Annotated in this window: 21 protein-coding genes and 1 tRNA gene; 18 read left to right on the plus strand and 4 right to left on the minus strand. The window is 56.4% G+C overall.

Annotation, left to right across the window (positions count from 1 at the left end):
• Positions 1-72: 72 nt before the first annotated feature.
• From VRB54_RS21725 to VRB54_RS21735, 3 genes are all read left to right on the plus strand, one after another.
• Positions 73-1,344: a YeaH/YhbH family protein gene (locus VRB54_RS21725; protein ID WP_057006670.1), complete on the plus strand. Its 1,272-nt coding sequence runs from the start codon at positions 73-75 to the stop codon at positions 1,342-1,344.
• Positions 1,341-2,906: a SpoVR family protein gene (locus VRB54_RS21730; protein ID WP_338478697.1), complete on the plus strand. Its 1,566-nt coding sequence runs from the start codon at positions 1,341-1,343 to the stop codon at positions 2,904-2,906. The genes VRB54_RS21725 and VRB54_RS21730 overlap by 4 nt, the downstream gene beginning before the upstream one ends.
• 63 nt (positions 2,907-2,969) lie before the next feature.
• Complete coding sequence (locus VRB54_RS21735; RefSeq protein WP_338478698.1) at positions 2,970-4,196, plus strand: multifunctional CCA addition/repair protein; 1,227 nt, start codon at positions 2,970-2,972, stop codon at positions 4,194-4,196.
• 6 nt (positions 4,197-4,202) lie between these two features.
• Here VRB54_RS21735 and folK read toward each other — a convergent pair whose 3' ends face one another.
• Together folK and folB are read right to left on the minus strand one after the other, a co-directional pair.
• Positions 4,203-4,727 (minus strand): 2-amino-4-hydroxy-6-hydroxymethyldihydropteridine diphosphokinase, encoded by a 525-nt coding sequence (gene folK / locus VRB54_RS21740; protein ID WP_338478699.1) that lies wholly within the window; start codon positions 4,725-4,727, stop codon positions 4,203-4,205.
• Positions 4,718-5,071: a dihydroneopterin aldolase gene (gene folB, locus VRB54_RS21745; RefSeq protein WP_003232620.1), complete on the minus strand. Its 354-nt coding sequence runs from the start codon at positions 5,069-5,071 to the stop codon at positions 4,718-4,720. The genes folK and folB overlap by 10 nt, the downstream gene beginning before the upstream one ends.
• Before the next feature lie 74 nt (positions 5,072-5,145).
• Between folB and plsY the strand changes: the two genes are divergently transcribed.
• On the plus strand, positions 5,146-5,715 hold the full coding sequence (plsY, locus tag VRB54_RS21750; protein WP_338478700.1) for a glycerol-3-phosphate 1-O-acyltransferase PlsY: 570 nt from the start codon (positions 5,146-5,148) through the stop codon (positions 5,713-5,715).
• Between the two features lie 33 nt (positions 5,716-5,748).
• Here plsY and tsaD read toward each other — a convergent pair whose 3' ends face one another.
• A complete protein-coding gene (gene tsaD, locus VRB54_RS21755) occupies positions 5,749-6,774 on the minus strand; it encodes a tRNA (adenosine(37)-N6)-threonylcarbamoyltransferase complex transferase subunit TsaD (RefSeq protein ID WP_338478701.1) in 1,026 nt (341 codons plus the stop codon).
• Between the two features lie 203 nt (positions 6,775-6,977).
• Between tsaD and rpsU the strand changes: the two genes are divergently transcribed.
• From rpsU to VRB54_RS21785, 6 genes are all read left to right on the plus strand, one after another.
• Entirely contained in the window at positions 6,978-7,193 is a 216-nt protein-coding gene (rpsU, locus tag VRB54_RS21760; RefSeq protein WP_002551877.1) for a 30S ribosomal protein S21, read from the plus strand.
• 444 nt (positions 7,194-7,637) lie between these two features.
• Positions 7,638-9,608 carry a DNA primase gene (dnaG, locus tag VRB54_RS21765; protein ID WP_338481140.1) on the plus strand — a complete coding sequence of 657 codons (1,971 nt, stop codon included), beginning with the start codon at positions 7,638-7,640 and terminating at the stop codon, positions 9,606-9,608.
• Between the two features lie 67 nt (positions 9,609-9,675).
• On the plus strand, positions 9,676-11,526 hold the full coding sequence (gene rpoD, locus VRB54_RS21770) for an RNA polymerase sigma factor RpoD (RefSeq protein ID WP_057006663.1): 1,851 nt from the start codon (positions 9,676-9,678) through the stop codon (positions 11,524-11,526).
• A 133-nt stretch (positions 11,527-11,659) separates the two neighbouring features.
• Positions 11,660-15,403 (plus strand): EAL domain-containing protein, encoded by a 3,744-nt coding sequence (locus VRB54_RS21775; protein ID WP_338478702.1) that lies wholly within the window; start codon positions 11,660-11,662, stop codon positions 15,401-15,403.
• A gap of 15 nt (positions 15,404-15,418) precedes the next feature.
• Positions 15,419-15,495: transfer RNA gene (locus VRB54_RS21780), tRNA-Ile, on the plus strand.
• A gap of 125 nt (positions 15,496-15,620) precedes the next feature.
• Complete coding sequence (locus tag VRB54_RS21785; RefSeq protein ID WP_338478703.1) at positions 15,621-16,685, plus strand: site-specific integrase; 1,065 nt, start codon at positions 15,621-15,623, stop codon at positions 16,683-16,685.
• A 228-nt stretch (positions 16,686-16,913) separates the two neighbouring features.
• On the opposite strand, the gene VRB54_RS21790 is transcribed toward VRB54_RS21785, so the two are convergent.
• Positions 16,914-17,768: a hypothetical protein gene (locus tag VRB54_RS21790; protein WP_338478704.1), complete on the minus strand. Its 855-nt coding sequence runs from the start codon at positions 17,766-17,768 to the stop codon at positions 16,914-16,916.
• A 772-nt stretch (positions 17,769-18,540) separates the two neighbouring features.
• Here VRB54_RS21790 and VRB54_RS21795 point away from each other — a divergent pair.
• From VRB54_RS21795 to VRB54_RS21830, 8 genes are all read left to right on the plus strand, one after another.
• A complete protein-coding gene (locus VRB54_RS21795; protein WP_338478705.1) occupies positions 18,541-19,314 on the plus strand; it encodes a hypothetical protein in 774 nt (257 codons plus the stop codon).
• A 464-nt stretch (positions 19,315-19,778) separates the two neighbouring features.
• Entirely contained in the window at positions 19,779-20,021 is a 243-nt protein-coding gene (locus VRB54_RS21800) for a plasmid-related protein (protein ID WP_338478706.1), read from the plus strand.
• Entirely contained in the window at positions 20,018-20,653 is a 636-nt protein-coding gene (locus tag VRB54_RS21805; protein WP_338478707.1) for a helix-turn-helix domain-containing protein, read from the plus strand. Before VRB54_RS21800 ends, VRB54_RS21805 begins: the two co-directional genes overlap by 4 nt.
• Positions 20,654-20,826: 173 nt before the next feature.
• Positions 20,827-21,081: a hypothetical protein gene (locus tag VRB54_RS21810; protein ID WP_338478708.1), complete on the plus strand. Its 255-nt coding sequence runs from the start codon at positions 20,827-20,829 to the stop codon at positions 21,079-21,081.
• 275 nt (positions 21,082-21,356) lie between these two features.
• On the plus strand, positions 21,357-21,695 hold the full coding sequence (locus VRB54_RS21815; protein ID WP_338478709.1) for a hypothetical protein: 339 nt from the start codon (positions 21,357-21,359) through the stop codon (positions 21,693-21,695).
• 84 nt (positions 21,696-21,779) lie between these two features.
• Positions 21,780-21,965 (plus strand): EexN family lipoprotein, encoded by a 186-nt coding sequence (locus VRB54_RS21820; RefSeq protein WP_338478710.1) that lies wholly within the window; start codon positions 21,780-21,782, stop codon positions 21,963-21,965.
• A 1-nt stretch (position 21,966) separates the two neighbouring features.
• The gene (locus VRB54_RS21825; protein WP_338478711.1) at positions 21,967-22,896 is read left to right on the plus strand and encodes a type IV secretion system protein; all 930 of its coding nucleotides are present in this window, start codon (positions 21,967-21,969) and stop codon (positions 22,894-22,896) included.
• A 1,329-nt stretch (positions 22,897-24,225) separates the two neighbouring features.
• Positions 24,226-24,483, plus strand: coding sequence for an antitoxin VbhA family protein (locus VRB54_RS21830; RefSeq protein ID WP_253399690.1), 258 nt, complete (start codon positions 24,226-24,228; stop codon positions 24,481-24,483).
• The last annotated feature ends 99 nt before the right edge of the window (positions 24,484-24,582 follow it).

Raw genomic sequence — 24,582 nt, forward strand, 5'->3', positions numbered from 1 at the left:
GCAAGAGAACAGCCCACGCCGTTCCAACTTGCAGCTTGCAGCTTACGACTTGAAGCTCCCCGGAGGGGCCCCATGAGCTATGTGATCGACCGACGCCTCAATGGCAAGAACAAGAGCACGGTAAACCGTCAGCGTTTCCTGCGGCGTTACCGTGACCACATCAAAAAGGCCGTGGAAGAAGCGGTCAGCCGCCGCTCCATCACCGATATGGAGCATGGCGAGCAGATCAGCATTCCCGGCCGGGATATCGACGAACCGGTGCTGCACCACGGGCGCGGCGGCAAACAGACGGTCGTGCACCCCGGCAACAAGGAGTTCACCACCGGCGAACACATCCAGCGCCCCCAGGGTGGCGGTGGCGGCAAGGGTGCGGGCAAGGCCGGCAACTCCGGCGAAGGCATGGACGAGTTCGTGTTCCAGATTACCCAGGAAGAATTCCTCGAGTTCATGTTCGAGGATCTGGAGCTGCCCAATCTGGTCAAGCGCAACCTCACCGGTACCGACACCTTCAAGACCGTGCGCGCGGGGATCAGCAACGAAGGCAACCCGTCGCGCATCAATATCATCCGCACCCTGCGCTCAGCCCACGCGCGGCGCATCGCGCTGTCCGGCAGCAGCCGCGCCAAACTGAGGGAGGCCAAGGAAGAACTGGCGCGGCTCAAGCGCGAAGAGCCGGACAACTTTGGTGATATCCAGCAGATCGAGGCGGAAATCGAGAAACTCAGCGCGCGTATTCATCGTGTGCCGTTTCTCGACACCTTCGACTTGAAATACAACCTGCTGGTCAAGCAGCCCAACCCCAGCTCAAAGGCTGTGATGTTTTGCCTGATGGACGTGTCCGGCTCCATGACCCAGGCCACCAAGGACATTGCCAAACGCTTCTTTATCCTGCTGTACCTGTTCCTGAAGCGGAACTACGACAAGATCGACGTGGTGTTCATCCGCCATCACACCAGCGCCCGGGAAGTGGACGAGGAAGAGTTCTTCTACTCGCGGGAAACCGGCGGCACCATCGTGTCCAGCGCGCTTAAGTTGATGCAGGAAATCATGGCCGAGCGCTATCCGGCCAATGAGTGGAATATCTACGCGGCCCAGGCTTCCGACGGTGACAACTGGAACGATGACTCGCCGATCTGCCGCGACATCCTGATCAACCAGATCATGCCGTTCGTGCAGTACTACACCTACGTCGAAATTACCCCCCGTGAGCACCAGGCCCTGTGGTTCGAATATGAGCGCATCGGCGAAGCCTTCGCCGACACATTCGCCCAGCAGCAACTGGTCTCGGCCGGCGATATCTACCCGGTCTTCCGTGAACTCTTCCAGCGCAGGTTAGTGACATGACCGCCAAAAAAGAGACTAGGCGCCAGCCCCTTTCCACCGGGTCCGAGTGGACCTTTGAACTGATCCAGGCCTATGACCGGGAAATCAGCCGCATTGCGGCGGGTTATGCGCTGGACACTTACCCCAACCAGATCGAAGTGATCACCGCCGAACAGATGATGGATGCCTATGCCTCAGTGGGCATGCCGCTGGGTTACCACCATTGGTCCTACGGCAAACACTTCCTCAGCACCGAGAAATCCTACACGCGGGGCCAGATGGGCCTGGTCTACGAGATCGTGATCAACTCCGACCCATGCATCGCCTACCTGATGGAAGAGAACACCATCTGCATGCAGGCGCTGGTGGTGGCCCATGCGTGCTATGGGCATAACAGCTTCTTCAAGGGCAACTACCTGTTCCGCACCTGGACCGATGCCAGTTCGATTATCGATTACCTGGTGTTCGCCAAGCAGTACATCATGCAGTGCGAGGAGCGCCATGGCATCGATGCGGTGGAAGACCTGCTCGACTCCTGCCATGCGTTGATGAACTACGGGGTCGACCGCTACAAGCGCCCCTACCCGATTTCCGCCGAAGAAGAACGCCTGCGCCAGGCGGAACGCGAGGAGCATCTGCAGAAGCAGATCAACGACCTGTGGCGCACCATTCCGAAAAAGGCTGGCAAAAACAGCGACAAGGACAATGCGCGCTTCCCCGCCGAACCTCAGGAAAACATCCTCTATTTTCTGGAAAAACACGCGCCACTGCTTGAACCCTGGCAGCGCGAAATCGTGCGCATTGTGCGCAAGATCGCCCAGTATTTTTATCCACAGCGCCAGACTCAGGTGATGAACGAAGGCTGGGCAACCTTCTGGCACTACACCCTGATGAACGACCTGTACGACGAAGGCCTGGTCACGGACGGCTTCATGATGGAGTTCCTCACCTCCCACACCAGCGTAGTGTTCCAGCCCGGCTTCGACAGCCCTTATTACAGCGGCATCAACCCTTACGCCCTGGGCTTCGCGATGTACCGCGATATACGGCGCATGTGCGAGCACCCCACTGAGGAGGATCGCCGCTGGTTCCCGGAAATAGCCGGCAGCGACTGGCTGTCGACCATCAAGTTCGCCATGAGCAGCTTCAAGGACGAGAGCTTTATCCTGCAGTACCTGTCGCCTCAGGTGATTCGCGATCTCAAGCTGTTCAGCATCATGGATGACGACCTCAAGGACGATCTGGTGGTGCCGGCCATCCACGATGAACCGGGCTACCGCACCATCCGCGAAACCCTGGCGGCGCAGTACAACCTGGGCAATCGCGAGCCCAACGTGCAGATCTACAGCATCGATGTGCGCGGTGATCGCTCGCTGACCCTGCGTCACCAGCAACACGACCGCAAACCCTTGGGCGAGTCCACCGAAGAAGTCCTCAAGCACCTGCACCGGCTGTGGGGCTTCGACATTCATCTGGAAACCCTGCAGGGCGATCAAGTGATGAAAACCCATCACGTGCCACCGCGCAGCGATCATGGTGATGGCGACTATGGCCGCCTGGATTTGGCAGTAGTTCATCTCTGAAACGGCAAAGCCTCCATTGGTCAGGCACAGGCGGTATCCTGTGGTGCTAATGGAGGCTTTTTCATGAAAATCTACAAAGTCGGCGGCGCCGTACGCGACCGCTTGCTGGGCATCAAGGTTACCGATATCGACCGCGTGGTGGTTGGCGCGAGCGCCGAAGAAATGCTCGCCAAAGGCTACAAGCCGGTAGGCGCAGACTTCCCGGTATTCCTTGACCCTAAGAACGGCGACGAGTACGCCCTGGCCCGCACTGAACGCAAAAGTGGCCGGGGCTATGGCGGCTTTGTGTTTCACGCCAGCCCCGAAGTGACGCTGGAAGAAGACCTGATCCGCCGCGACCTGACGATCAACGCCATGGCCGAGGAAGACAACGGCAACGTGATCGATCCGTATCACGGCCAGCGCGACCTGCAAGCCCGCATTCTTCGCCACGTTTCCCCCGCGTTTGCCGAAGATCCGTTACGTGTGCTGCGCGTGGCGCGCTTTGCCGCACGGTATGCGTCCCTGGGTTTTACCGTGGCGCCACAGACCCTGGAACTGATGCGCCAACTCAGCGAGTCCGGCGAACTGCAGGCGCTGACGCCCGAGCGCAGCTGGAAGGAAATCTCCCGCGCCCTGATGGAGGGTCAGCCCCAAGTATTTATCCAGGTGTTGCGCGACTGCGACGCGCTGAAAACCCTGATGCCGGAAGTGGACGCCCTGTTCGGTGTGCCGCAACCCGAAGCCCATCATCCGGAAATCGATACCGGCGTGCACACCTTGAGCGTGCTGGAACAGGCCGCCGTGCATCAGCAGCCGCTGACGGTGCGCTGGGCTTGCCTGCTGCACGACTTGGGCAAAGGCACCACGCCTGTGGATAAGTTGCCGCAGCACATTGCCCATGAACAGCGAGGTTTGAAGCTGATCAAGGCAGTGAACGAACGCTTCAAGGTGCCGAAGGATTGCCAGGAGCTGGCACTGCTGGTGGGCCAATATCATACCCACGGCCACCGCGCACTGGAGCTGAAAGCCTCGACTTTACTGGAGTTGCTGCAAAGTTTTGATGTGTACCGTCGGCCGCAACGCTTTGAAGAGTTTGTGGTGAGCTGCGAAATGGATGCGCGTGGGCGCAAGGGACTGGAACAGAGAAGTTATCCACAGGCGGATTATTTACGCGGCGCAGCGAAGGTGGCGCGCGAGGTGCCAGTGGCACCGTTGCTGGAGCAAGGCTTCAAAGGCCCGCAACTGGGCGAGGCATTGAAGCGCGAACGACTCAAAGCACTGCAGGCCTACAAATCACTGCAGGCCTAAGCTGGCTCACGCCTGCAGGAGGCTAGCGGGCGTGAGTGGCTGGCCCTGCCATTCGAACCCGACCGGCGCCAGCACCTGGTCGATCTGTGCATCACGCCACAGCTCGGCCATGGTCCTGCGGGCCAGTGGATGCAGGCGTTCCGGTGCCATCATCGACAGCGGCCACAGAACGAAAGCGTTGGTCAGGATCTCTGCGCGCGGCAGGATCAAACCGTCGAAATCCCCCACCAGCTCGCCGTACAGCAATACATCGATATCCAGCGGCAAGCCTTTGCGGCTGGGTGCATAGCGGCCATTTTCGGCCTCGATGAGTTTCAACCTGCGGTCCAGCTCCTTCAGCGGCAGGTCGGTATATGCCGACACCACCAGGTTGAAAAAGGGCCCGCTCTTGATGCCAACCGGCTGGCTTTCGAACACCGCCGAGCAATGCATCTCGGTCAGAAAGCTCGCCAATGCATCCAGCCCGGCACACAAACGCAATTCGCGCTCGATATTGCTGCCAAGGCCGAGGTAAACCTGAGTCAGCGACATCCGCGCTCGATCTCCACGCCCACGCCCCTGGCGGCCGGAACGGCGCCTGGCTTGGTCAACTTGAGGTGCAGCCAGGGAATCTGGAACTCGCTCATCAGCACCTGTGCCAGACGTTCGGCGAAGGTTTCCACCAGTTGGTATTGGGACTCGTCGGCAAAGGCCTGGATACGCGCCGACACGCTGGCGTAATCCAGCGCCAGGGTCAGGTCGTCACCGGCCGCGGCCGGGCGATTGTCCCAGGCGAAACTCAGGTCCAGGCGCAGGCATTGCTTGATGCCGCGCTCCCAGTCGTAGGCGCCGATCACCGTGTCGACTTCCAGGCCTTCGATAAACACTCTGTCCAAGCACTCTTCTCCGCAGCACGACAAGGGCGCGATGCCCCGTTAGAATCAGGGCGTCCTCGCCCGGAATAGTTAGCATGTTTTGGTCACTGGCGATTTTCGCCTACCTGCTCGGCTCGCTGTCCTTCGCCATTTTGCTCAGCCGCCTGACGGGAAATCCCGATCCGCGAATGAGTGGCTCAGGCAATGCCGGCGCCACCAACATGTTGCGCCTGGCCGGCAAGAAACTTGCCGTATTGACCCTGCTGGGTGACGTCTGCAAGGGTCTGGTGCCCGTGCTGATCGCCAGCCTCGCCGGCCTTAACCTGCAACAGCAGGCCTGGGTGGGCGTATGCGCCGTCCTGGGCCATCTGTTTCCCCTGTACTTTCGCTTTCGCGGCGGCAAAGGCGTCGCCACGGCGGCCGGCATGCTGCTGGGGATCTATCCACCGGCGGCTTTGCTGGCCATGACGGCCTGGCTGCTGACGTTCTACCTGACCCGCACCAGCTCCCTGGCCGCGCTGATCGCCACACCGCTCACCCTGCCGTTGCTGGCCTGGCAGGCGCCGGCAGCGCTGTTGCCGATGAGCGTGCTGACGCTGCTGATCGTCTGGCGCCACCGCGGCAATCTACGCGACCTGTTTGCCGGGCGCGAACGGCATTTTTAAATACGCCCGGTGAACCCGGTTCACGCGCGAGCCTTACAACGGTGACAACCGCTCCATCGGCCAGCGCGCCTGCACGCTGATCGCCAGGCTTTCATGCTGCCCGGCCTGCAAACGCTGGCAGCCGGCGTAGGCGATCATCGCGCCATTGTCGGTACAGAACTCGGGGCGTGCGTAGAACACATCACCTTTCATGTCTGCGAGCATTTTTTCCAGCGAAGTACGCAAGGCCTTGTTGGCGCTGACGCCGCCAGCGATCACCAGGCGCTGCATGCCCGCCTGCTTGAGCGCGCGCTTGCACTTGATGGTCAAAGTCTCCACCACGGCCTGCTGGAACGCCAGAGCGATGTCGCAACGGGCTTGCTCACTGTCGTCCCCGGCGCTGACGCTTTGCTGCCAGGTGTTGAGTGCCGAGGTTTTCAAACCGCTGAAGCTGAACATCAGCCCCGGGCGATCACACATCGGACGCGGGAAGGTGTAGCGACCGACCACGCCCTTTTCGGCCAGGCGCGCGATTTCCGGGCCGCCTGGATAATTGAGGCCCATCATCTTCGCGGTCTTGTCGAACGCCTCACCGGCAGCATCGTCCAGGGACTCGCCCAACAGGGTGTATTGGCCGATCCCATCGACCTGAACCAGCTGCGTATGGCCGCCCGAAACCAACAAAGCGACGAACGGGAACTGCGGTGGTGTTTTTTCCAGCATGGGCGCCAGTAAATGGCCTTCCATGTGGTGCACACCGAGGGCCGGAATGCCCCAGGCAAATGCCAGCGCCTGGGCGCAAGAGGCCCCAACCAGAAGGGCTCCAACCAATCCGGGGCCGGCGGTGTAAGCAATGGCATCGATCTCGGTCGGCACACAGCCGGCCTCGTCCAGCACCTGGCGAATCAAGGGCAGCATGCGCTTGACGTGATCACGGCTGGCGAGCTCCGGCACCACGCCGCCATAGGCTCGGTGCAGGTCGATCTGACTGAACAGTGCATCGGCCAAAAGCCCGCGTTCACTGTCGTAAAGTGCGACACCGGTTTCGTCGCAGGAGGTTTCAAGTCCCAGTACTAGCATGGGTTTGCGCCTTGTAGAGGCTGAATTCGAAGGCGCGCATAATAGTCGCCACTCCCCCTCCCGCCTAGCGGTTTTCGATCAGAGGCTTTGCATTCCGGGCAATGAGGGGTTAACATCCGCAACCCTTAAAAACCGACGACCTCAGCCGCGAATTTTTTGCGACGAGAACGTTGAATCCCGGTAATGAAAGAAGGTAGCTCTGGATGCCAGCCGTCAAAGTAAAAGAGAACGAACCCTTCGACGTAGCTCTGCGTCGTTTCAAGCGCTCCTGCGAAAAAGCCGGTGTTCTGGCTGAAGTTCGTAGCCGCGAATTTTATGAGAAGCCAACTTCTGAGCGTAAGCGCAAGGCAGCAGCCGCTGTTAAGCGTCACGCCAAGAAAGTTCAGCGCGAACAGCGCCGCGCCGTTCGTCTGTACTAATACACAGACGTTCGTAGCAAGCTTCTGCCAAGCCCGGCCCTCAGCCGGGCTGTTGGCATTTGCGGATATCGCTTGATGCTTCACTGTTGACGCCGCACACGCGACCGATACAACCGCTTCACACGTCAGGACTGGCTCTTTTGCCAGCGGTGCGCGTCTCTTCTGACGAGCCTAACAAGGCTACTGACGAGCACACTTATTCTTCAAACAGACGATCAACCGTGTCGGCTGTGCCCATTGACGAGTTCCGAGGCCGCCCGCAGGCCAAGACCGGATACCGGGGCAACATTTCCATGCCGACTCCTGATAGAAACCTAACGTCAGAGAATGTTCGGCAGATACACTTCCTGACAATCCATGCAGACGCAAGCTGGTCGAGCACTCGATAGCTGCGCTTGAGCACTTCATGGACCCCGATTGACACGCAGTGATGACGAGAACGCCATGGCCGGGCTGATTCCCCAGAGCTTTATTGACGACCTTCTGAACCGCACCGACATCGTCGATGTTGTCAGCTCACGCGTGCAATTGAAAAAAGCCGGCAAAAACTACACCGCCTGCTGCCCGTTCCACAAGGAAAAGACACCGTCGTTCAGCGTCAGCCCCGACAAGCAGTTCTACTATTGCTTCGGCTGCGGCGCAGGCGGCAACGCCCTCGGCTTCCTCATGGACCACGACAACCTGGACTTCCCCCAGGCAATCGAGGACCTGGCCAAAGCCGCCGGCATGGAAGTCCCCCGCGAAGAGAGTGGCCGCCCGCACAAACCGCGTCAGCCCACCGATTCGCCGCTGTACCCGCTGCTGACCGCTGCTGCCGACTTTTATCGTCAGGCGCTCAAGAGCCATCCGCAACGCAAGGCCGCCATCGACTACCTCAAGGGCCGCGGCCTCACCGGCGAAATCGCCCGTGACTTTGGCCTGGGTTTCGCGCCGCCCGGCTGGGACAACCTGTACAAGCACCTGAGCAGCGACACGCTCCAGCAAAAAGCCATGATTGATGCCGGCCTGTTGGTGGAAAACGCCGAGACCGGCAAACGCTACGACCGCTTCCGCGATCGCGTGATGTTCCCGATCCGCGACAGTCGTGGCCGCATCATTGCTTTCGGTGGACGCGTACTGGGCGACGACAAGCCCAAGTACCTGAACTCACCGGAAACCCCGGTATTCCACAAGGGCCAGGAACTCTATGGCCTGTATGAAGCGCGCAAGAACAATCGCAACCTCGATGAGATCATCGTGGTTGAAGGCTATATGGACGTGATCGCCCTGGCCCAGCAAGGTTTGCGCAACGCGGTGGCCACTCTCGGCACCGCCACCAGCGAAGAACACCTCAAGCGTCTGTTTCGCGTGGTACCCAGCGTGCTGTTCTGTTTCGATGGCGACCAGGCCGGCCGCAACGCCGCCTGGCGCGCCCTTGAAGCCACGCTGTCGAGCCTGCAGGACGGGCGCCGCGCGCGTTTCCTGTTCCTGCCCGAAGGCGAAGACCCGGACACCCTGGTACGCGCCGAAGGCACCGATGCATTCCGTGCGCGCATCAACCAGCATGCACAGCCGCTGGCGGATTATTTCTTCCAGCAACTGACCGAGGAAGCCGACCCGCGCTCCCTCGAGGGCAAGGCCCACATGGCCACTCTCGCCGCACCACTGATCGACAAGGTGCCCGGCGCCAACCTGCGCACTCTGATGCGCCAGCGCCTGCTGGAAATTACCGGATTGAGTGGCGAGGCCGTCAGCCAGCTGGTGCACAGCGCGCCGCAGAATGCACCACCAGCCTATGACCCGGGTATGGACTACGATGCCATGCCGGACTACGCCGACTTTCACCAGCCGCAGGACGCCTATGCGCCGCAGCAGGACTGGACGCCAAAGAAACCCGGCGCCGGCGGCAAGAAGTGGGAAAAGAAACCCTGGAGCAAGAATTTCAAGCGCGGTGATCGCGACGAAGCTTATGCCCCGCGAACACCGGTCGCCGTCGAAGCACCCACACTTATTGCCCTGCGCACGCTCATCCACCACCCGGAACTGGCGGGCAGGGTTGAAAGTGCCGAGCATTTTGCCAATGAGAGCAACACCTACGCTCAGGTGCTGATTGCCCTGATCGAAGCCGTGCAGAAAAATCCTAAGCTAAACTCCATCCAGTTGATGGCTCGTTGGCATGGCACCGAACAGGGCCGCTTGTTGAGAGCACTCGCGGAAAAGGAGTGGCTAATTGACGGCGATAACCTTGAACAACAGTTTTTAGACACCATTACTAGGTTATCAGCGGGTCAGCACACGCAGACCCTCGATGAGCTCATCAAGAGAGCAAGGCAGCCAGGATTGTCGGCTGAAGAGCAAATTCAGATAGCAAAACAGATGCGCGACCTATTAAAACAGAATGTTTCAGCATCAAACCCGACCTCAGCTGGCGTGTGAGGTCATAGCTCGGGTATAATCCTCGGCTTGTTTTTTGCCCGCCAAGACCTTCAGTGGATAGGGTGTTATGTCCGGAAAAGCGCAACAGCAGTCTCGTATCAAAGAGTTGATCACCCTTGGTCGTGAGCAGAAGTATCTGACTTACGCAGAGGTCAACGACCACCTGCCTGAGGATATTTCAGATCCTGAGCAGGTGGAAGACATCATCCGCATGATCAATGACATGGGGATCCCCGTACACGAGAGTGCTCCGGATGCGGACGCCCTTATGTTGGCCGACGCCGATACCGACGAGGCAGCCGCTGAAGAAGCCGCTGCCGCGCTGGCTGCGGTGGAGACCGACATCGGTCGCACGACTGACCCTGTGCGCATGTATATGCGTGAAATGGGCACCGTCGAGTTGCTGACGCGTGAAGGCGAAATCGAAATCGCCAAGCGCATTGAAGAGGGTATCCGTGAAGTGATGGGCGCAATCGCGCACTTCCCTGGCACGGTTGACCACATTCTCTCCGAGTACACTCGCGTCACCACCGAAGGTGGCCGCCTGTCCGACGTCCTGAGCGGTTATATCGACCCGGACGACGGCATTGCGCCGCCTGCCGCCGAAGTACCGCCGCCAGTCGATCCGAAAGCCCCGAAAGCGGACGACGAGACCGACGACGAAGAGACTGAAGGCAGCAGCGACGACGAAGACGAAGTCGAAAGCGGTCCGGATCCGGTCATCGCTGCCCAGCGTTTCGGTGCGGTTTCCGATCAAATGGAAATCACCCGCAAGGCCCTGAAAAAGCACGGCCGCTCCAACAAGCAGGCAATTGCCGAGCTGTTGGCCCTGGCTGAGCTGTTCATGCCGATCAAGCTGGTACCGAAGCAGTTCGAAGGCCTGGTTGAACGTGTTCGCAGCGCCCTTGAGCGTCTGCGTGCACAAGAGCGCGCAATCATGCAGCTGTGTGTGCGTGATGCACGCATGCCGCGTACCGACTTCCTGCGCCAGTTCCCGGGCAATGAAGTTGACGAAAGCTGGACCGATGCACTGGCCAAGGGCAAGGCGAAATACGCCGAAGCCATCGGTCGCCTGCAGCCCGACATCATCCGCTGCCAGCAAAAGCTGACCGCGCTTGAGACCGAGACCGGTCTGACGATTGCCGAGATCAAGGACATCAACCGTCGCATGTCGATCGGTGAGGCCAAGGCCCGCCGCGCGAAGAAAGAAATGGTTGAAGCCAACTTGCGTCTGGTGATCTCCATCGCCAAGAAGTACACCAACCGTGGCCTGCAATTCCTCGATCTGATCCAGGAAGGCAACATCGGCTTGATGAAGGCTGTGGACAAGTTCGAATACCGTCGCGGCTACAAGTTCTCGACCTATGCCACCTGGTGGATCCGTCAGGCGATCACTCGCTCGATCGCTGACCAGGCACGCACCATCCGTATTCCGGTGCACATGATCGAGACGATCAACAAGCTCAACCGCATTTCCCGGCAGATGTTGCAGGAAATGGGTCGCGAACCGACCCCGGAAGAGTTGGGCGAACGCATGGAAATGCCTGAGGATAAAATCCGCAAGGTATTGAAGATCGCCAAAGAACCGATCTCCATGGAAACCCCGATCGGTGATGACGAAGACTCCCATCTGGGTGACTTTATCGAAGACTCGACCATGCAGTCGCCAATCGATGTCGCCACCGTTGAGAGCCTCAAGGAAGCGACCCGCGACGTACTCTCCGGCCTCACTGCCCGTGAAGCCAAGGTACTGCGCATGCGTTTCGGCATCGACATGAATACCGACCACACCCTTGAGGAAGTCGGTAAGCAGTTTGATGTGACCCGTGAGCGGATCCGTCAGATCGAAGCCAAGGCGCTGCGAAAGTTGCGCCACCCGACGCGAAGCGAGCATCTGCGCTCCTTCCTCGACGAGTGATACCAGAACCCCCGGCCAGGCCGGGGGTTTTGCTTTCTGTACATGCCTTTCTACAGATTAACTGCCTCGCCTCCCCCTCCCCCGCATTGCCCGTCTACACTCGAAATATTCCCCGTGCCATAACGAGACCGTTATGCCCAGATTGCCGACCGTGATACTGCTGTCGCTGCTGACCTGGACCGCAACGGCTGGCGCGTTGACGCTTACTGATGAAGAGCGTGGCTGGCTGTCGGACCATCAGGAGCTGAAACTCGGTGTGGACCCTTTATGGCCACCGTTTGAATACCGTGATGAAAATGACCGTTACCAGGGCCTTGCGGCCGATTATATTCGCCTGATCCAGGATCGCCTGGGCGTCAGGGTCAAACTGATCGAGCCTGGAAGTTGGAGGGCCGTTCTCGATCTGACGAAAGACAATCAGCTCGACCTGCTGCCTGCCGTCATGTCCACCCCAGAGCGTCAGAGCTTCATTGCGTTCACGCGGCCTTATCTGGATTTCCCCATCGTCATCCTGGCCCATGAGGGTGGCGCCAAACCGCGCAACCTTCAGGACCTGTACGGGCTGAAGATTGCCGTGGTGGAAAACTATGCGCCCCATGAGCTGCTGCACAGTCACCATCCCGACCTCAATCTGGTCGCCATGCCCAATGTCAGCTCGACCTTGCAGGCGCTGGCTACCGACGAGGTGGATGCGGTAGTCGGTGATCTGGCTTCCAGCGTCTGGAGCCTGCGCCAACTCAAGCTGGAAGGCCTGTACGTCAGTGGCGAAACGCCCTATCGCTATCAACTGGCAATGGGTGTGCCGCGCGACAACAAGGTCCTGGTGGGCATCCTCGACAAGGTGCTCGCCGACCTCACTCCCGGCGAAACCGAAGCCATCCAGCAACGCTGGGTAGGCGGCATCAACGATCACCGCACTTTCTGGAAAGACATGTTGACCTACGGCCTGCCCGCCGTATTGCTGTTGATCACCGTATTGGTCATCGTGATTCAGATCAATCGCAGGCTCAGCTCGGAAATTTCCCGCCGCGTTGCCCTCGAACAGGAACTGCGCAGCAGCGAATACCACTACCGCGGCCTGGTGGAGAGCCTTTCCGCCATTGCGTGGGAAGCCAGCGTCGCCGATTTCACCTACAGCTACGTGTCGCCCCACGCTGAGGATTTACTCGGCTATCCCCGTGCCCATTGGCTGATCCCGGGCTTCTGGCGCAACATCATTCACCCCGCCGACCTGACTCGCGCCGAAGCCTATTGCAACCGTGAAACCCGCGCCAATCGCGACCACAGCATTGATTACCGGGTTGTCACCGCTGACGGCCGTTGCCTGTGGGTGCGTGACATCGTGAGCCTGATCGAACACGGGCACGAACCCGTGCTGCGCGGGTTGATGATCGATATCAGCGAAGCCAAGCGCACGGAAGAAGCCCTGCAGCGCTCCGAGCAAAAATTCGCCTCGGTGTTCCAGCAATGCCCGGACATCCTGGTGATCGCGCGCCTTTCCGACGGCTGCCTGCTGGAGGTGAACAAAGCCTTCGAAGACCAGATTGGCCTGAGTGCCGAGCAGGTAATCGGCAAGGCCGGTACCGAACTGGATATCTGGGGCATTCCTGGCATCGGCTCGGAGTTGCTACAACGCGTCCAGACCACCAGCATCCGCAACCTTGAACTGCCCTTCCGGCGCAGCAATGGCCAGGCGTTTATCGGGCTGATTTCCGCCGAACCGTTCCTGCTCGATACCACCGAAGCCATCGTCGTCGTCGTGCGCGATATCACTCAACTCAAGGAAACCCAGCAACAGCTGCAAACCTCCGAAGAGAAGTTCGCCAAGGCCTTCCATGCCTCGCCTGATGGCCTGTTGCTGAGCCGCCAGCGGGACGGCATGTTGATTGAGGTCAACGAAGGCTTCAGCCGTCTCACCGGCTACACCTCCGCCACGTCTCTGGAACACTCAGCCATGGAATTGGGCATCTGGGTCGACCTCAACGAACGCAAACACATGCTGGATCTGATACGACGCGACGGCTTCGTGCGTGACTTCATTTGCCACATACGGCGCAGCGACGGGGAGATCCGGCTGTGCGAAGTGTCCAGCCGGCCCCTGCCCATCGGCGATGAAGCCTGCATACTGACCATCGCCCGCGACATCACTGAACGCCAACTGATGCAGGAGAAACTGCAACAGGCCGCGACCGTGTTCGAAAGCACCGCTGAAGGCGTGCTGATCACCGACACCTCGCAGAACATCAGCGCGGTCAACCGCGCGTTCAGCGAAATCACCGGCTACAGCGAGGCCGAAGCCCTGGGCCAAACCCCGCGCCTGCTCGCCTCCGGCCAGCACGACAGCGCATTCTTCGCTGCGATGTGGCACCAGTTGGCCGCCCATGGGCATTGGCAAGGCGAGATCGCCAACCGTCGCAAGGATGGCGAGGTGTACCCCAGCTGGCTGACCATCAACGCCGTGCGTAATCGCGACGACGTGATCACCCACTTCGTTGCCGTATTCGCCGATATCTCCAGCCTCAAACTTGCCCAGGCCCGCCTCGATTACCAGGCGCACCACGACCCGCTCACCGGCCTGCCCAACCGCACCCTGTTTGAAAGCCGGCTGCAGGCCGCTCTCAATGGCCACCAGGAAACCGGCCAGCAAGGCGCCGTGCTGTTCCTCGACCTGGACCGTTTCAAACACATCAATGACAGCCTCGGCCACCCCATCGGCGACCTGCTGCTCAAAGGCATCGCCGTGCGCCTCAAAGAACAACTGCGCGACATCGACACCGTGGCGCGCCTGGGCGGCGATGAATTCATCATCCTGCTGCCCGGCCTGCAAAACGCCAGCGACGCCGACTACCTGGCCAACAAGCTGCTCGCCTGCTTCACGCAGCCGTTCCAGGCGGGCGAACACGAGTTCTTCATCAGCGCCAGCATCGGCACCAGCCTGTACCCCGAGGACGGCACCGACGTCGCCACCCTGGTCAAGAATGCCGACGCCGCCATGTACCGCTCCAAAGCCAAGGGCCGCAACCGGGTCGAAAGCTACACCAGTGACCTGACGACCCAGGCCAGCGAACGCGTGGCACTGGAGCACGAACTGCGCCGCGCCATCGAACGTGACGAACTGAGCCTGTATTACCAACCCAAGCTGAGCCTGACGAGCCAGGAACTGATCGGCGCCGAAGCCCTGATCCGCTGGCACCACCCCACCTTTGGCGACGTGCCGCCCGAACACTTCATCGCCCTGGCCGAAGAAAACGGCACCATCCTGCAGATCGGCGATTGGGTGCTGGAACAGGCCTGCCAGCAACTGCACGCCTGGCAGGGCAACTTCGACACATTCGGCCCGCTCTCGGTCAACCTCGCCGGCGCACAACTGCGCAGCCCAAACCTGCTGGCGCGCATCGAACAACTGCTGCACGACTACCACCTCGAACCCGGCTGCCTGCAACTGGAGATCACCGAAAACTTCATCATGAGCCAGGCCGAAGAAGCGCTGGACGTGCTGCACCAGCTCAAACACCTCGGCGTGCAACTGGCGATTGACGACTTCGGCACCGGCTATTCCTCCCTCAGTTACCTCAAGCGCCTGCCCCTGGACTTCCTGAAAATCGACCAGTCTTTCGTCCGCGACCTCCCCGACGACCCCCACGACGCTGCCATCGTCCGCGCCATCATCGCCCTGGGCCACAGCATGCAATTCACCATCATCGCCGAGGGAGTGGAGAATGCAGCGCAGCAGGATTTCCTGGCGGCGGAAGGGTGTGAACAGATGCAGGGCTACATCGTGAGCCTGCCATTACCGCCGGGGCTTTTTGCCGAGGCGTTTCTTCGTACGAAGATTGAGAATTTTACGGATGGCACAGTGAAGAAACCGTCGTTATAATCCGCGACCTACTGAGGGCCTATAGCTCAGTTGGTTAGAGCAGGGGACTCATAATCCCTTGGTCCACGGTTCGAGTCCGTGTGGGCCCACCATACTCAAAGCCGCGCATTGCGCGGCTTTCGCGTTTCTGGCGGGACCATCTCAGATACAGTCCTATGGTCCAAGGGTACAATTTAGGTACAGTGCTGGTTCGCCAGCCGCCTAGGAGCACCCTCTCATGGCTACTCTCGTCAAAACTCCTTCCGGCACCTGGAAGGCACTCATTCGTAAAAATGGCTGGCCCACTGTCGCCAAAACCTTCCGCACCAAGCGTGATGCGGAGGATTGGTCGAGGCGTACCGAAGAAGAGATGGTGCGTGGCGTGTACATCCGGCGTAGCGGCTCGGAGAAAATGACGCTAGAAGCTGCACTTAAGCGCTACCTGAGCGACATAACCCCCACCAAGAAGCCCACCACTCAGCGTGGCGAAACCTCGAAAGCCAAGAAACTCATCGAGCACCTGGGCAAATACTCCATGGCTGCCCTCTCCGCTGAAATCATCGCCGGCTATCGTGACAAGCGCCTGAACGAACCTAGCCGTGGTGGGACCATCAGCAACAACACCGTGCGCCTCGAACTGGCCTTATTGAGCCACCTGTACACGGTAGCGATTCAGGAGTGGGGTTTGGGTCTGACGTTCAACCCAGTGCTGAACATCCGGAAGCCAAGCCCTGGGGATGGTCGTGACCGAAGATTGTCGCCGGAGGAAGAACGCCTTCTGCTTGCGGCAGTGAATCGACACAGCAACCCTATGCTGGGTTGGATTGTTTGCATCGCTCTGGAAACGGGTATGCGCTCGTCAGAGATCTCATCCCTACGTCGCCCTCAAGTGGATTTGGCAAAGCGCGTCATACGTCTCTCAGACACAAAGAACGACGGCTCGCGCACCGTGCCTCTCAGCAAGCGTGCCACCGAAGTATTCAAAGCTGCGATGGATAACCCGGTGCGACCAATCGACTGCAACCTGGTGTTTTTCGGTGAGCCTGGAAAGGACGGGAAGCGTCGGCCGTATACCTTCACCAAGATTTGGGGACAGCTCAAGAAGAAGCTCGATCTACCTGACTTCAGGTTTCACGACCTGCGCCATGAAGCAGTAAGTCGGCTTGTCGAAGGTGGGTTATCGGATCAAGAGGTTTCGGCCATCAGTGGTCATAAGTCGATGCAAATGCTAAAGCGTTACACACACCTACGAGCCGAAGACCTCGTCAGTAAACTGGACAAAATAACGAGACCTGCCACTTAAGTTTATTCGTTTGAGGCGGGGGATTTTTGCCACCCCCGCACTTTCAGAGCTTTGCTGTGTGCGAAATCAATCATCATTTGACCACCTGATTGCATTTTGACCAGCACGCTTCGTGACCATGATCGGCAGAGATCTGCGAATTGCTGTTGGTCGTCAACAGCAGCAATCGGCCAAAAACGGTCTGTCAGCGGCATCGATATGGCAGACCTTTGCATCGTATTGACTTATCTATTGGAGTGACTCTCCCAGAGCACTCGCAATATCTGAAGCTTGAACGTGCAGACCATACATCGAGCCCGAATGATGTTTGATCTTTCGAATTCTTCGGCCCACCACCACCGGATTTCTCACGCGTAGTTCATGACGACTCTTCAAAAGCCCCGCATTGATTGATCTGAAGATCCAATTTGGCCGCAGCTGACCAGCAACGCTAGTATCAATCTCTTCAAGGCACACCCTGACGAGCTTGACCAATGTAATCGTCTCACTCGGAGAAAAGGTTGTTGGAGATTTGTCTCCGAAAATCAGGCCGGGGATGGATGAGCGTGCCTCCCAGAATCTCTGAAGACCTGGTGCGTCGTGTTTCAGGAGCTTCGAGTACTCGCTCGAAAGCTCAGTCGCCCCGTGGATTACGTGGTTTCGCCTTAATCTCAGGTATTTAACCGTCCTTAGCAATGAGGGCTCTATTGGCACAGAAAGCGTCACCAAATGCTCATTTAAGGTCTCATCGATGGGATCAGCCAGTTTAATGGGGGTTTCAGCCATATCTCCCCAGTGCCGTAAAGCAGCCTCAATGAAGAGAAGCAATTGCTCGACTGCGAAAGCGAAGCTCACGCCCAGTGATGTATTGAGTTGAGCATCACGAAACGACAACAGGCGTGTCATAGGAACGTGTATTCGCTCGGCGAACTCGTTGCCAGGGAATACTTCGCTCGTGAATTCAGTCGGGCGCAACGTCGCTAACTCCTGCCATCGCGCAGCGACATCTTCGTGCATAAACAGAGTGAGGCACAATTGGTCGTTGACGCTCGCTAATGCTCGCATGTAAAGGTTGCGAAGAGGCGTTTTGGTCGGTAGCAACATTCATAGTTCTCTTGAGTCTTGGAAGGTGGCTGGCTTTAGATTGTCACGAATGAGTAGAGAATTCCCAGAGCTGGAGTGGTTGATCTGAATCGCCCCTGGTTTCGTAGACACCTCGAACGGCTGCAAAGGGTCGATTCTGTTGAAAAAGTCGATCATGGTTTCCACGGCAGAGAAGTACGCGTCCGAGATTGAAATCTTTACTTTTGTTAGAGGTTTCCAGACGCAGATTTCACGCAGTAGCGTGCAAAAATGGCGTTCTCACTAGGCAATGGCCAGGCCGTTTTGGATAACCGACTTTTTCAACAGAATCGGTCGAGACCGGCCATTCATTATTGCTCTCTTTTGGCACAGAGCAGGTCGTAAGCGCGTACCTCTTGCCCTTGCTCTCCACACAGCTCCAGTACCAAGACTTCGCGCAGATCCAGCACTCCTGACCTGTTATCCGGCACGCTCGCAGACTATGGCTACAAGAAAATTTTTCTTCGCACGAAAATATGTACCTATCATTGAAAAGCTTTTCATCGCGGAGGCCAGGAACGTTTTCTTTAGAATTGACTTCATCGCTATGTTATCAGCCGTGCGCATGACATGGAGGACGACTCCATTGACTTGACCGGACGCTCGGCGAGCTGCTCGCTTACCTTAGCAGCATCTGATGGTACGGCCATCGTGACATCAGCCGGCTCTTGAGTCTGGAACGCTCTCTACGGTTACAATTTCTACGGTTGCGCATGCAGCGGTGACGAACGTTGGGGTAAGGATATGAGCACGAATGGCTAATGATCTAAGTACAGTTGAAATTTTTGACGCTCTCGTAGAGCGCTGGCGAAAAATCGTCGTACCTTTCTTTACCAATGGGAAGAAGAGCAGAACGGGAGCGAATGGATTCGGCTCAGGATTTATGGCCACTTATCGGGGCGTGCATTTTTTAGTAACTGCTAAGCACGTTCTCGATGACGCTATGCGTCATGGCACCTGCGTAATTAACATTAACGACCATGTTTTACTTCTAGAAAATATGTATTTCTTTACTGATCCTGATAATGACTTGGCGTTTACGCCAATAAAAGAGGCTTTATTAAAGAATAAAGTAGAACGCGTGTCCGCGATTGACTTGACCCCAGGATCTGAGGTGCGAGAAAGCCTCGGATATCACCTACTGATGGGTTACCCAGCCTCAAAAAATAGGTTGGATTCAAGATGGGGAAAAGTGGACCGGATGCTTTTGAGTATTACTGCTGAGAAGAATGAGGCCGAGCATCTATGGGTAAAAAAAATCTCCGACCCAGTTGTTTTCAATTATGATCCAAAAAAACAAATTGATAGTGCTTTCCAGCCTACAGGGCAGCCTCCTCAGCCGTATGGCATGAGCGGAGGTCCGGCATTAGAAGTGAGATTCTCTGGAACATACGAAGAAGGATTCAATTTTTATGTCACGCTTTCCGGAGTGCTTGTGGAATGGCACGAAAATAAACGAGCCATCGTCGCTGCCTCTAGCGACTCACTTCTCAGAGCGTTTGAAGCAGCTGCAAATACCGCCGCATAGTTTAATTTTCTGATCAACGTGTCGTAGATGCAGCGGGCTACCCATATATGTAGCCCCTCTATTTTAAGGGCGGCGGAGCAAGCTGGTTATTCTATCAGTGGTCATAAATCGATGCAGATGCTCAGGCGTTACACCCATCTTCGGGCTGACGACCTTGTGGGTACGCTGGACAAAACTTCAAAGCGATTCAGTTTCTGTAAGAAATCGTGAAAAAAATGCGACTATTTTTATAGTCGCATCATAGAAAACCAAAAAAAACTACCAAACACCCGTTACATATAGGCCCTATCAGAAAGCCACCGTTCAACTTTAAAACCAAGATAGCCAACTTAAGACTACCAAGACGCATAAAGCAGTCAACCAAGATACTATATATTGGTAGTTTCGACGCATCAGCCGGTTTGACAATACGCCAATCCCCCTCAAGAATTCGCAGACCTTCTCCAAAAACTGCGAACTTACACATGACAACTGAAGAGTATCTACTTAATCGTTTTGGCCCGTTGATGAGCATCCCAGACATTGCCACCCTACTAGGCCGATCGCCTGATGGAGTAAGGGTCTCTTTATATTCAGACACCGACATTTCTCGAAAACTCAAACCTGCAATGATACGGATCGGCCGCCGCGTATATTTTAGGACAATGCAAATAAATGACGCGCTGAACTTAGATATTGAGGTGAGCTCTCAGGACAGACTGCAATGAACCACACGGTTAATAACTTGGTATGGGCACGTCGATTTGGCTCTCCTACCGAAAAACTCATAATGCTTGAATTAGTGAGGTATGCTGACGAAAAGGGGAAGTGCTGGCCAAAAATAAAAACCATAGCAAGCTCTTGCCTTATTTCTTCCAGAACAGTCCAGCGTCAAATTAAGGAGTTTGAACGAATGGGCCTCCTATCCATTCAAAAAGAGTATCGTAACGATGGAGGTCAGACGACGAATAGATACTTCATAAGTATTCCCGCGCTAACTGCCTTACCCCCCACTGACAACGCTGTCACCGGGGGGGCGACATCCAAGACACCCCTGCCCCAGCCAACAGCGTGTCGCACCGGGGATGACACAGCGGTGACACCCCAAGAACTACCAACAGAACCAACAATAGAAATACAACAACAACTAACTGAGAATGGCCTGCAATATCCGGCAAGGCTAAAAGCCAGTGATCGCGTGTGGATCATCAAGCTTCTTCAGGATGTACCACAGCAAGACGCTCAGTTATTGCTTGACGAACTCGCAGCAGCGCTAAGCGCCGGAAGAATCAAAGGAACATCGTCAAGATGGTTCTACGGACTACTAAAAACTACAACAAAGGAAATTTCTGCCCCCTAGCAAAACCGAGCAAACCGGAGCCGACTTCCAACAAACGCATTATTGAAGAGGCGGAAGAATTGAAACCTCGAAGTGAAATTGGCGCCAGCGCCCTGGAAAGCTTAAAAAGAAAAACCTTGATAAAACCTTCAAACTAAAAATTGGCCCTATCACTGCGTCAAGGGAGAATGACAATGTCACTTCACTTTAAGCAACTTGAAAATTACTGCGACAGCCTAGACCGAACTGGCAATATTCAAGTTATTCTGCGCGCGCACTACAAGAACGGATTTGCGCTCAGCGTTTCTGATGGAGTAATTGACCACACCATTACCGACGAAGAGAACCGACCATATTTTTTCAGGACGGTAGAGATGGCATTGGATGAGCTAGCGAATATTCCCTATATTTCAGACCAAATCATGGTCGACCGAAAGTTTTGGCCTTAGCGATAGAAGCAAAAACCAGCTACAGCCGATCCAAACTAATATATATGCCTGCCCCCCCATAAAGTAAAAAATCAATACCCGAATCTAAAGGACACAGTCCTGCGCCCGCGAACAATCAAAGGAACAGCACAATGATTTCATATACATACTTACCAATGTTAGTCCTGAGCACGTACTTGATTATATCCATCCGCAGATTTTGGATATGCACCGCCCGTATGGGGTTAATGTTGGAGCTTTCACGGCGCGCACCTACACTACTCCATAGGGACATCATGGCTGCCGTCCTCGCGCTGGTGCCGTTCTCGATGGCACTGCTTGATTGGTTTGGCATAACCCTTCCCCGTCAATCAGCCCCAATTTCTCCTTTGCTTGGCGTACTCCTCGCAGCCGGTAGCCTTGGAGCATCAATCACCATACTGAACAATTCCCTGCACCGGCTTGCTGGTAGCTGGGCAGGCACTCGGGAAAGCGTGCTGCGCACTGTGGCAGCACTGCGAATCATTGATGCGACCGAATTAGCATTTACTATGAACACCGACAAAGTCGACATTGCAAAACCAGCGAGCGCTGAACGGACCCTCAACGTCATTCAATCCATGGAAGAAAAATGAAATCCCCCCTGATTACCTCCGCGTTCCTAATGATCGTCACTGCCATCCTCTCAGGCTGCGGCAAACAAGAGCCCGTGCAGACGGTTGATTTGGTACAAAGCAAACGCGCCTCAAAGACTTAAGGTTCTGGAAAGGTGTAAGGCAAATCCTGGCGAGCTTGCTCTGACACCGAACTGCGTCAACGCGAAAACTGCCGCAAACGCATTGGTCCTTGAGAATCGTGAGTACAAGCACCGTGAGCCGATAAATTTCTCTTCTCAGGGGAAATAGAATGGCGACCAAAACAGGAATATTTGAATGGATCGGAGGGTCAATGGATCAAACCCTCCATACGTTCATCAGCATCACTTCGAGCCGAGTGATTGAGGATTTCACGCTCACCGTGACGATAGGCGGGACGCTATATTTGACGATGGTCGGCTACATGATGATCACCGGAACAATTGAGCAGTCGGCCTCTCACTTTCTCAAAACCTGCGGAAAGTTCCTGCTTATCAGCGGCCTCGCCATGAACGCCGACACGTACATGTCATGGGTAGTAGAGTCATTGAGGGGGCTTGAAACAGGAGTAACGGCCGCCTTCACAGCGACTAGTGATCCATCAACCTCAGATTCGGTTTTCCAGGTCATCGACAAGGCAATGTCAGACGGCTGGCAGATCGGTGCAGACATGTTGTCGAAAATGGGGCAACGCCACTCCTATGAAATCGGAATGATTATGTGGGATGGGCTGAACGCTCTGATCGTCTATGCCGCTACGCTGCTCATCGCAGTTCCGGCAGGCGCGATGATTATTGTCGCAAAAGGAATGCTGTCGATCATGCTCGGAATCGGGCCAGTCTTCATCATGATGCTGCTGTTTGGTCAGTTCACGTCCAAGTGGTTTGATAGCTGGTTTGCCCAGGTCATCACTTACATCATGCAAACGGCACTGGTTAGTACGGTTCTTAGCTTCGGGATCAAATACTTTTCCTCGATAACTGCCAGCATATTGGCAAACCCAACCGATTACCCAATCGCAACGTTCCTGGAGCTACTGGTTACAACCATCGTCGTGCTCTACATGATGTATCAAGCCCATGGCGTTGCAGGAGGCTCTTGCAGGAGGTATATCGAGTGCGGCACTGACCTTGCGCGGAATCGCAAACGGCGCCATGGCACCAATCACCAGGGGCCTCAACAGACAGTCAACGCGCCGTGACATGCAGTCGGGCCAGATGGTCACAGCTGGACGATTGAACCACCTCGCGGCGGGTAATACAGCCTGGAATCCAGCGTACCGACAGCACGTCATGCAGAACATGGGCAAAAATTGGGGAAGCGCTACTGGAGGCAAAGTAAATCAGTAGCTCCTGACTCAAGACTGATCAGACCTCGTTTCAACGGGGTCTTTTTCTGAGTACTTTCAGCAAGCGGATGGCGGGTCAAGGGGTTGGTGCGGCCCGCAGGAGCGAAGCGACGAGGACTCGGCCCCTTGACGCGGCAGAAGCGACCAACGCTCACGGCATGGGTGTAGGGGGTCAAGGCCGAAGGCCTCCCCTGCACCCTTGACGACAGAGGGCGACTCGCTCCCTTCCCGCTTGCGGGAAGGGCGGGGGGATGGGATATGAAAGAACGTTAACACTATGAATCTAATGAACTAATCGAAAAAACAAGACAATTTCAGCGTTCTTGTTTTGATAACTCATGCGTGCAAACCCATCCCGGGACGGATGGTCACTTGGTCCGGTAGATCCGTCGAAACCAGGTCCTGCCGGTATAAAGGCGCTTACAGATCTTTATGGACAGAACGCCTACCAGTGCGAAGACAATCCCGAAAACAACCCACAACACTGTCGAATTGGTAGACAGGTGATCGTGAACGAGCTTCGCCGCATACCAGCCTGCTGCCACCGAAACGATAATGAAAACGACGATACTTGCCCGAGGGGTGCCATAAGAAATTTCAGCATGACAGCCTCTACAAACTGAGGCGCCCCATGGAACGTTGTTCATGCAATGTGGGCAATTGACGGTTTGGTTGGTTTGCACCGATTCACTCCTTTGAAAAGCTTCCTTGAAGAACCACTAGTCTAACCGAGGTTCTCCCCAGTAAGGCACCGGAAAAGACGCTTGCACCGGTCAGTAATCCAAACGATGGAAATGTTTGAACACCGGTCTTAAAGCTCCGCGCTCCGCTTGGGCAACCCCTTCGGTTGCATCCCGTGTCCGAACTTGCCGGACTGGCTGCGGGGCAGGCACGGCGGGCGGAGCCCTTGACCTCCCCTAGCGATAGGCTGAGCGCTTCCTGTGGAGTCAAGGGTACGGCTACGCCCGTCATCCTCACCCGTTCGGTGCTCGCCTTCGGCTCCGCTCCGCATGCGGCCTCCGGTGCCGCCCTTGACACCACATCCAGCAAAAACCTTGGTAATTTCACACATGCGAGCTTTCGCGCTCTTACGGGGCCAGCCAAGATCGCGCACATCTGACACTGCCTCAAACCGCTATCCTTTAAATGATCAGGAATTCTTAAAAATCATCAGGAACCACTATGACTTCAGGCGACCAAAAAACCGCGCAACATCAAAGCAACATTGAGATTTCAGCCGGAGTTGACCACCCCAAGGTATCCCAACTCTCGGAGGCTGAGCGGAATAAGCGAAGGGAGGCCGTCGCCTTTGCCAATGCCTCAGCAAACCTGTCTGCATTTGAAATCACAGACGGTATGAAACGCCTCGGCGAGCGTTACATCAGCGGTGAGATTGATCTGGAGGAATTTGTAGCCACCTCGCGGAAAGAAAACGCCTAGTGAGTGACTTCCACATATGCCCAGACTTTCATTGCTGGAGCGCGCATCGGACCGAAAAAGTTTGTTCATGAACAAGTTCTAAATCCCCCTAAGCACTAA

This window comes from Pseudomonas trivialis (assembly GCF_036864995.1).
GTDB classification, from domain to species: domain Bacteria; phylum Pseudomonadota; class Gammaproteobacteria; order Pseudomonadales; family Pseudomonadaceae; genus Aquipseudomonas; species Aquipseudomonas trivialis.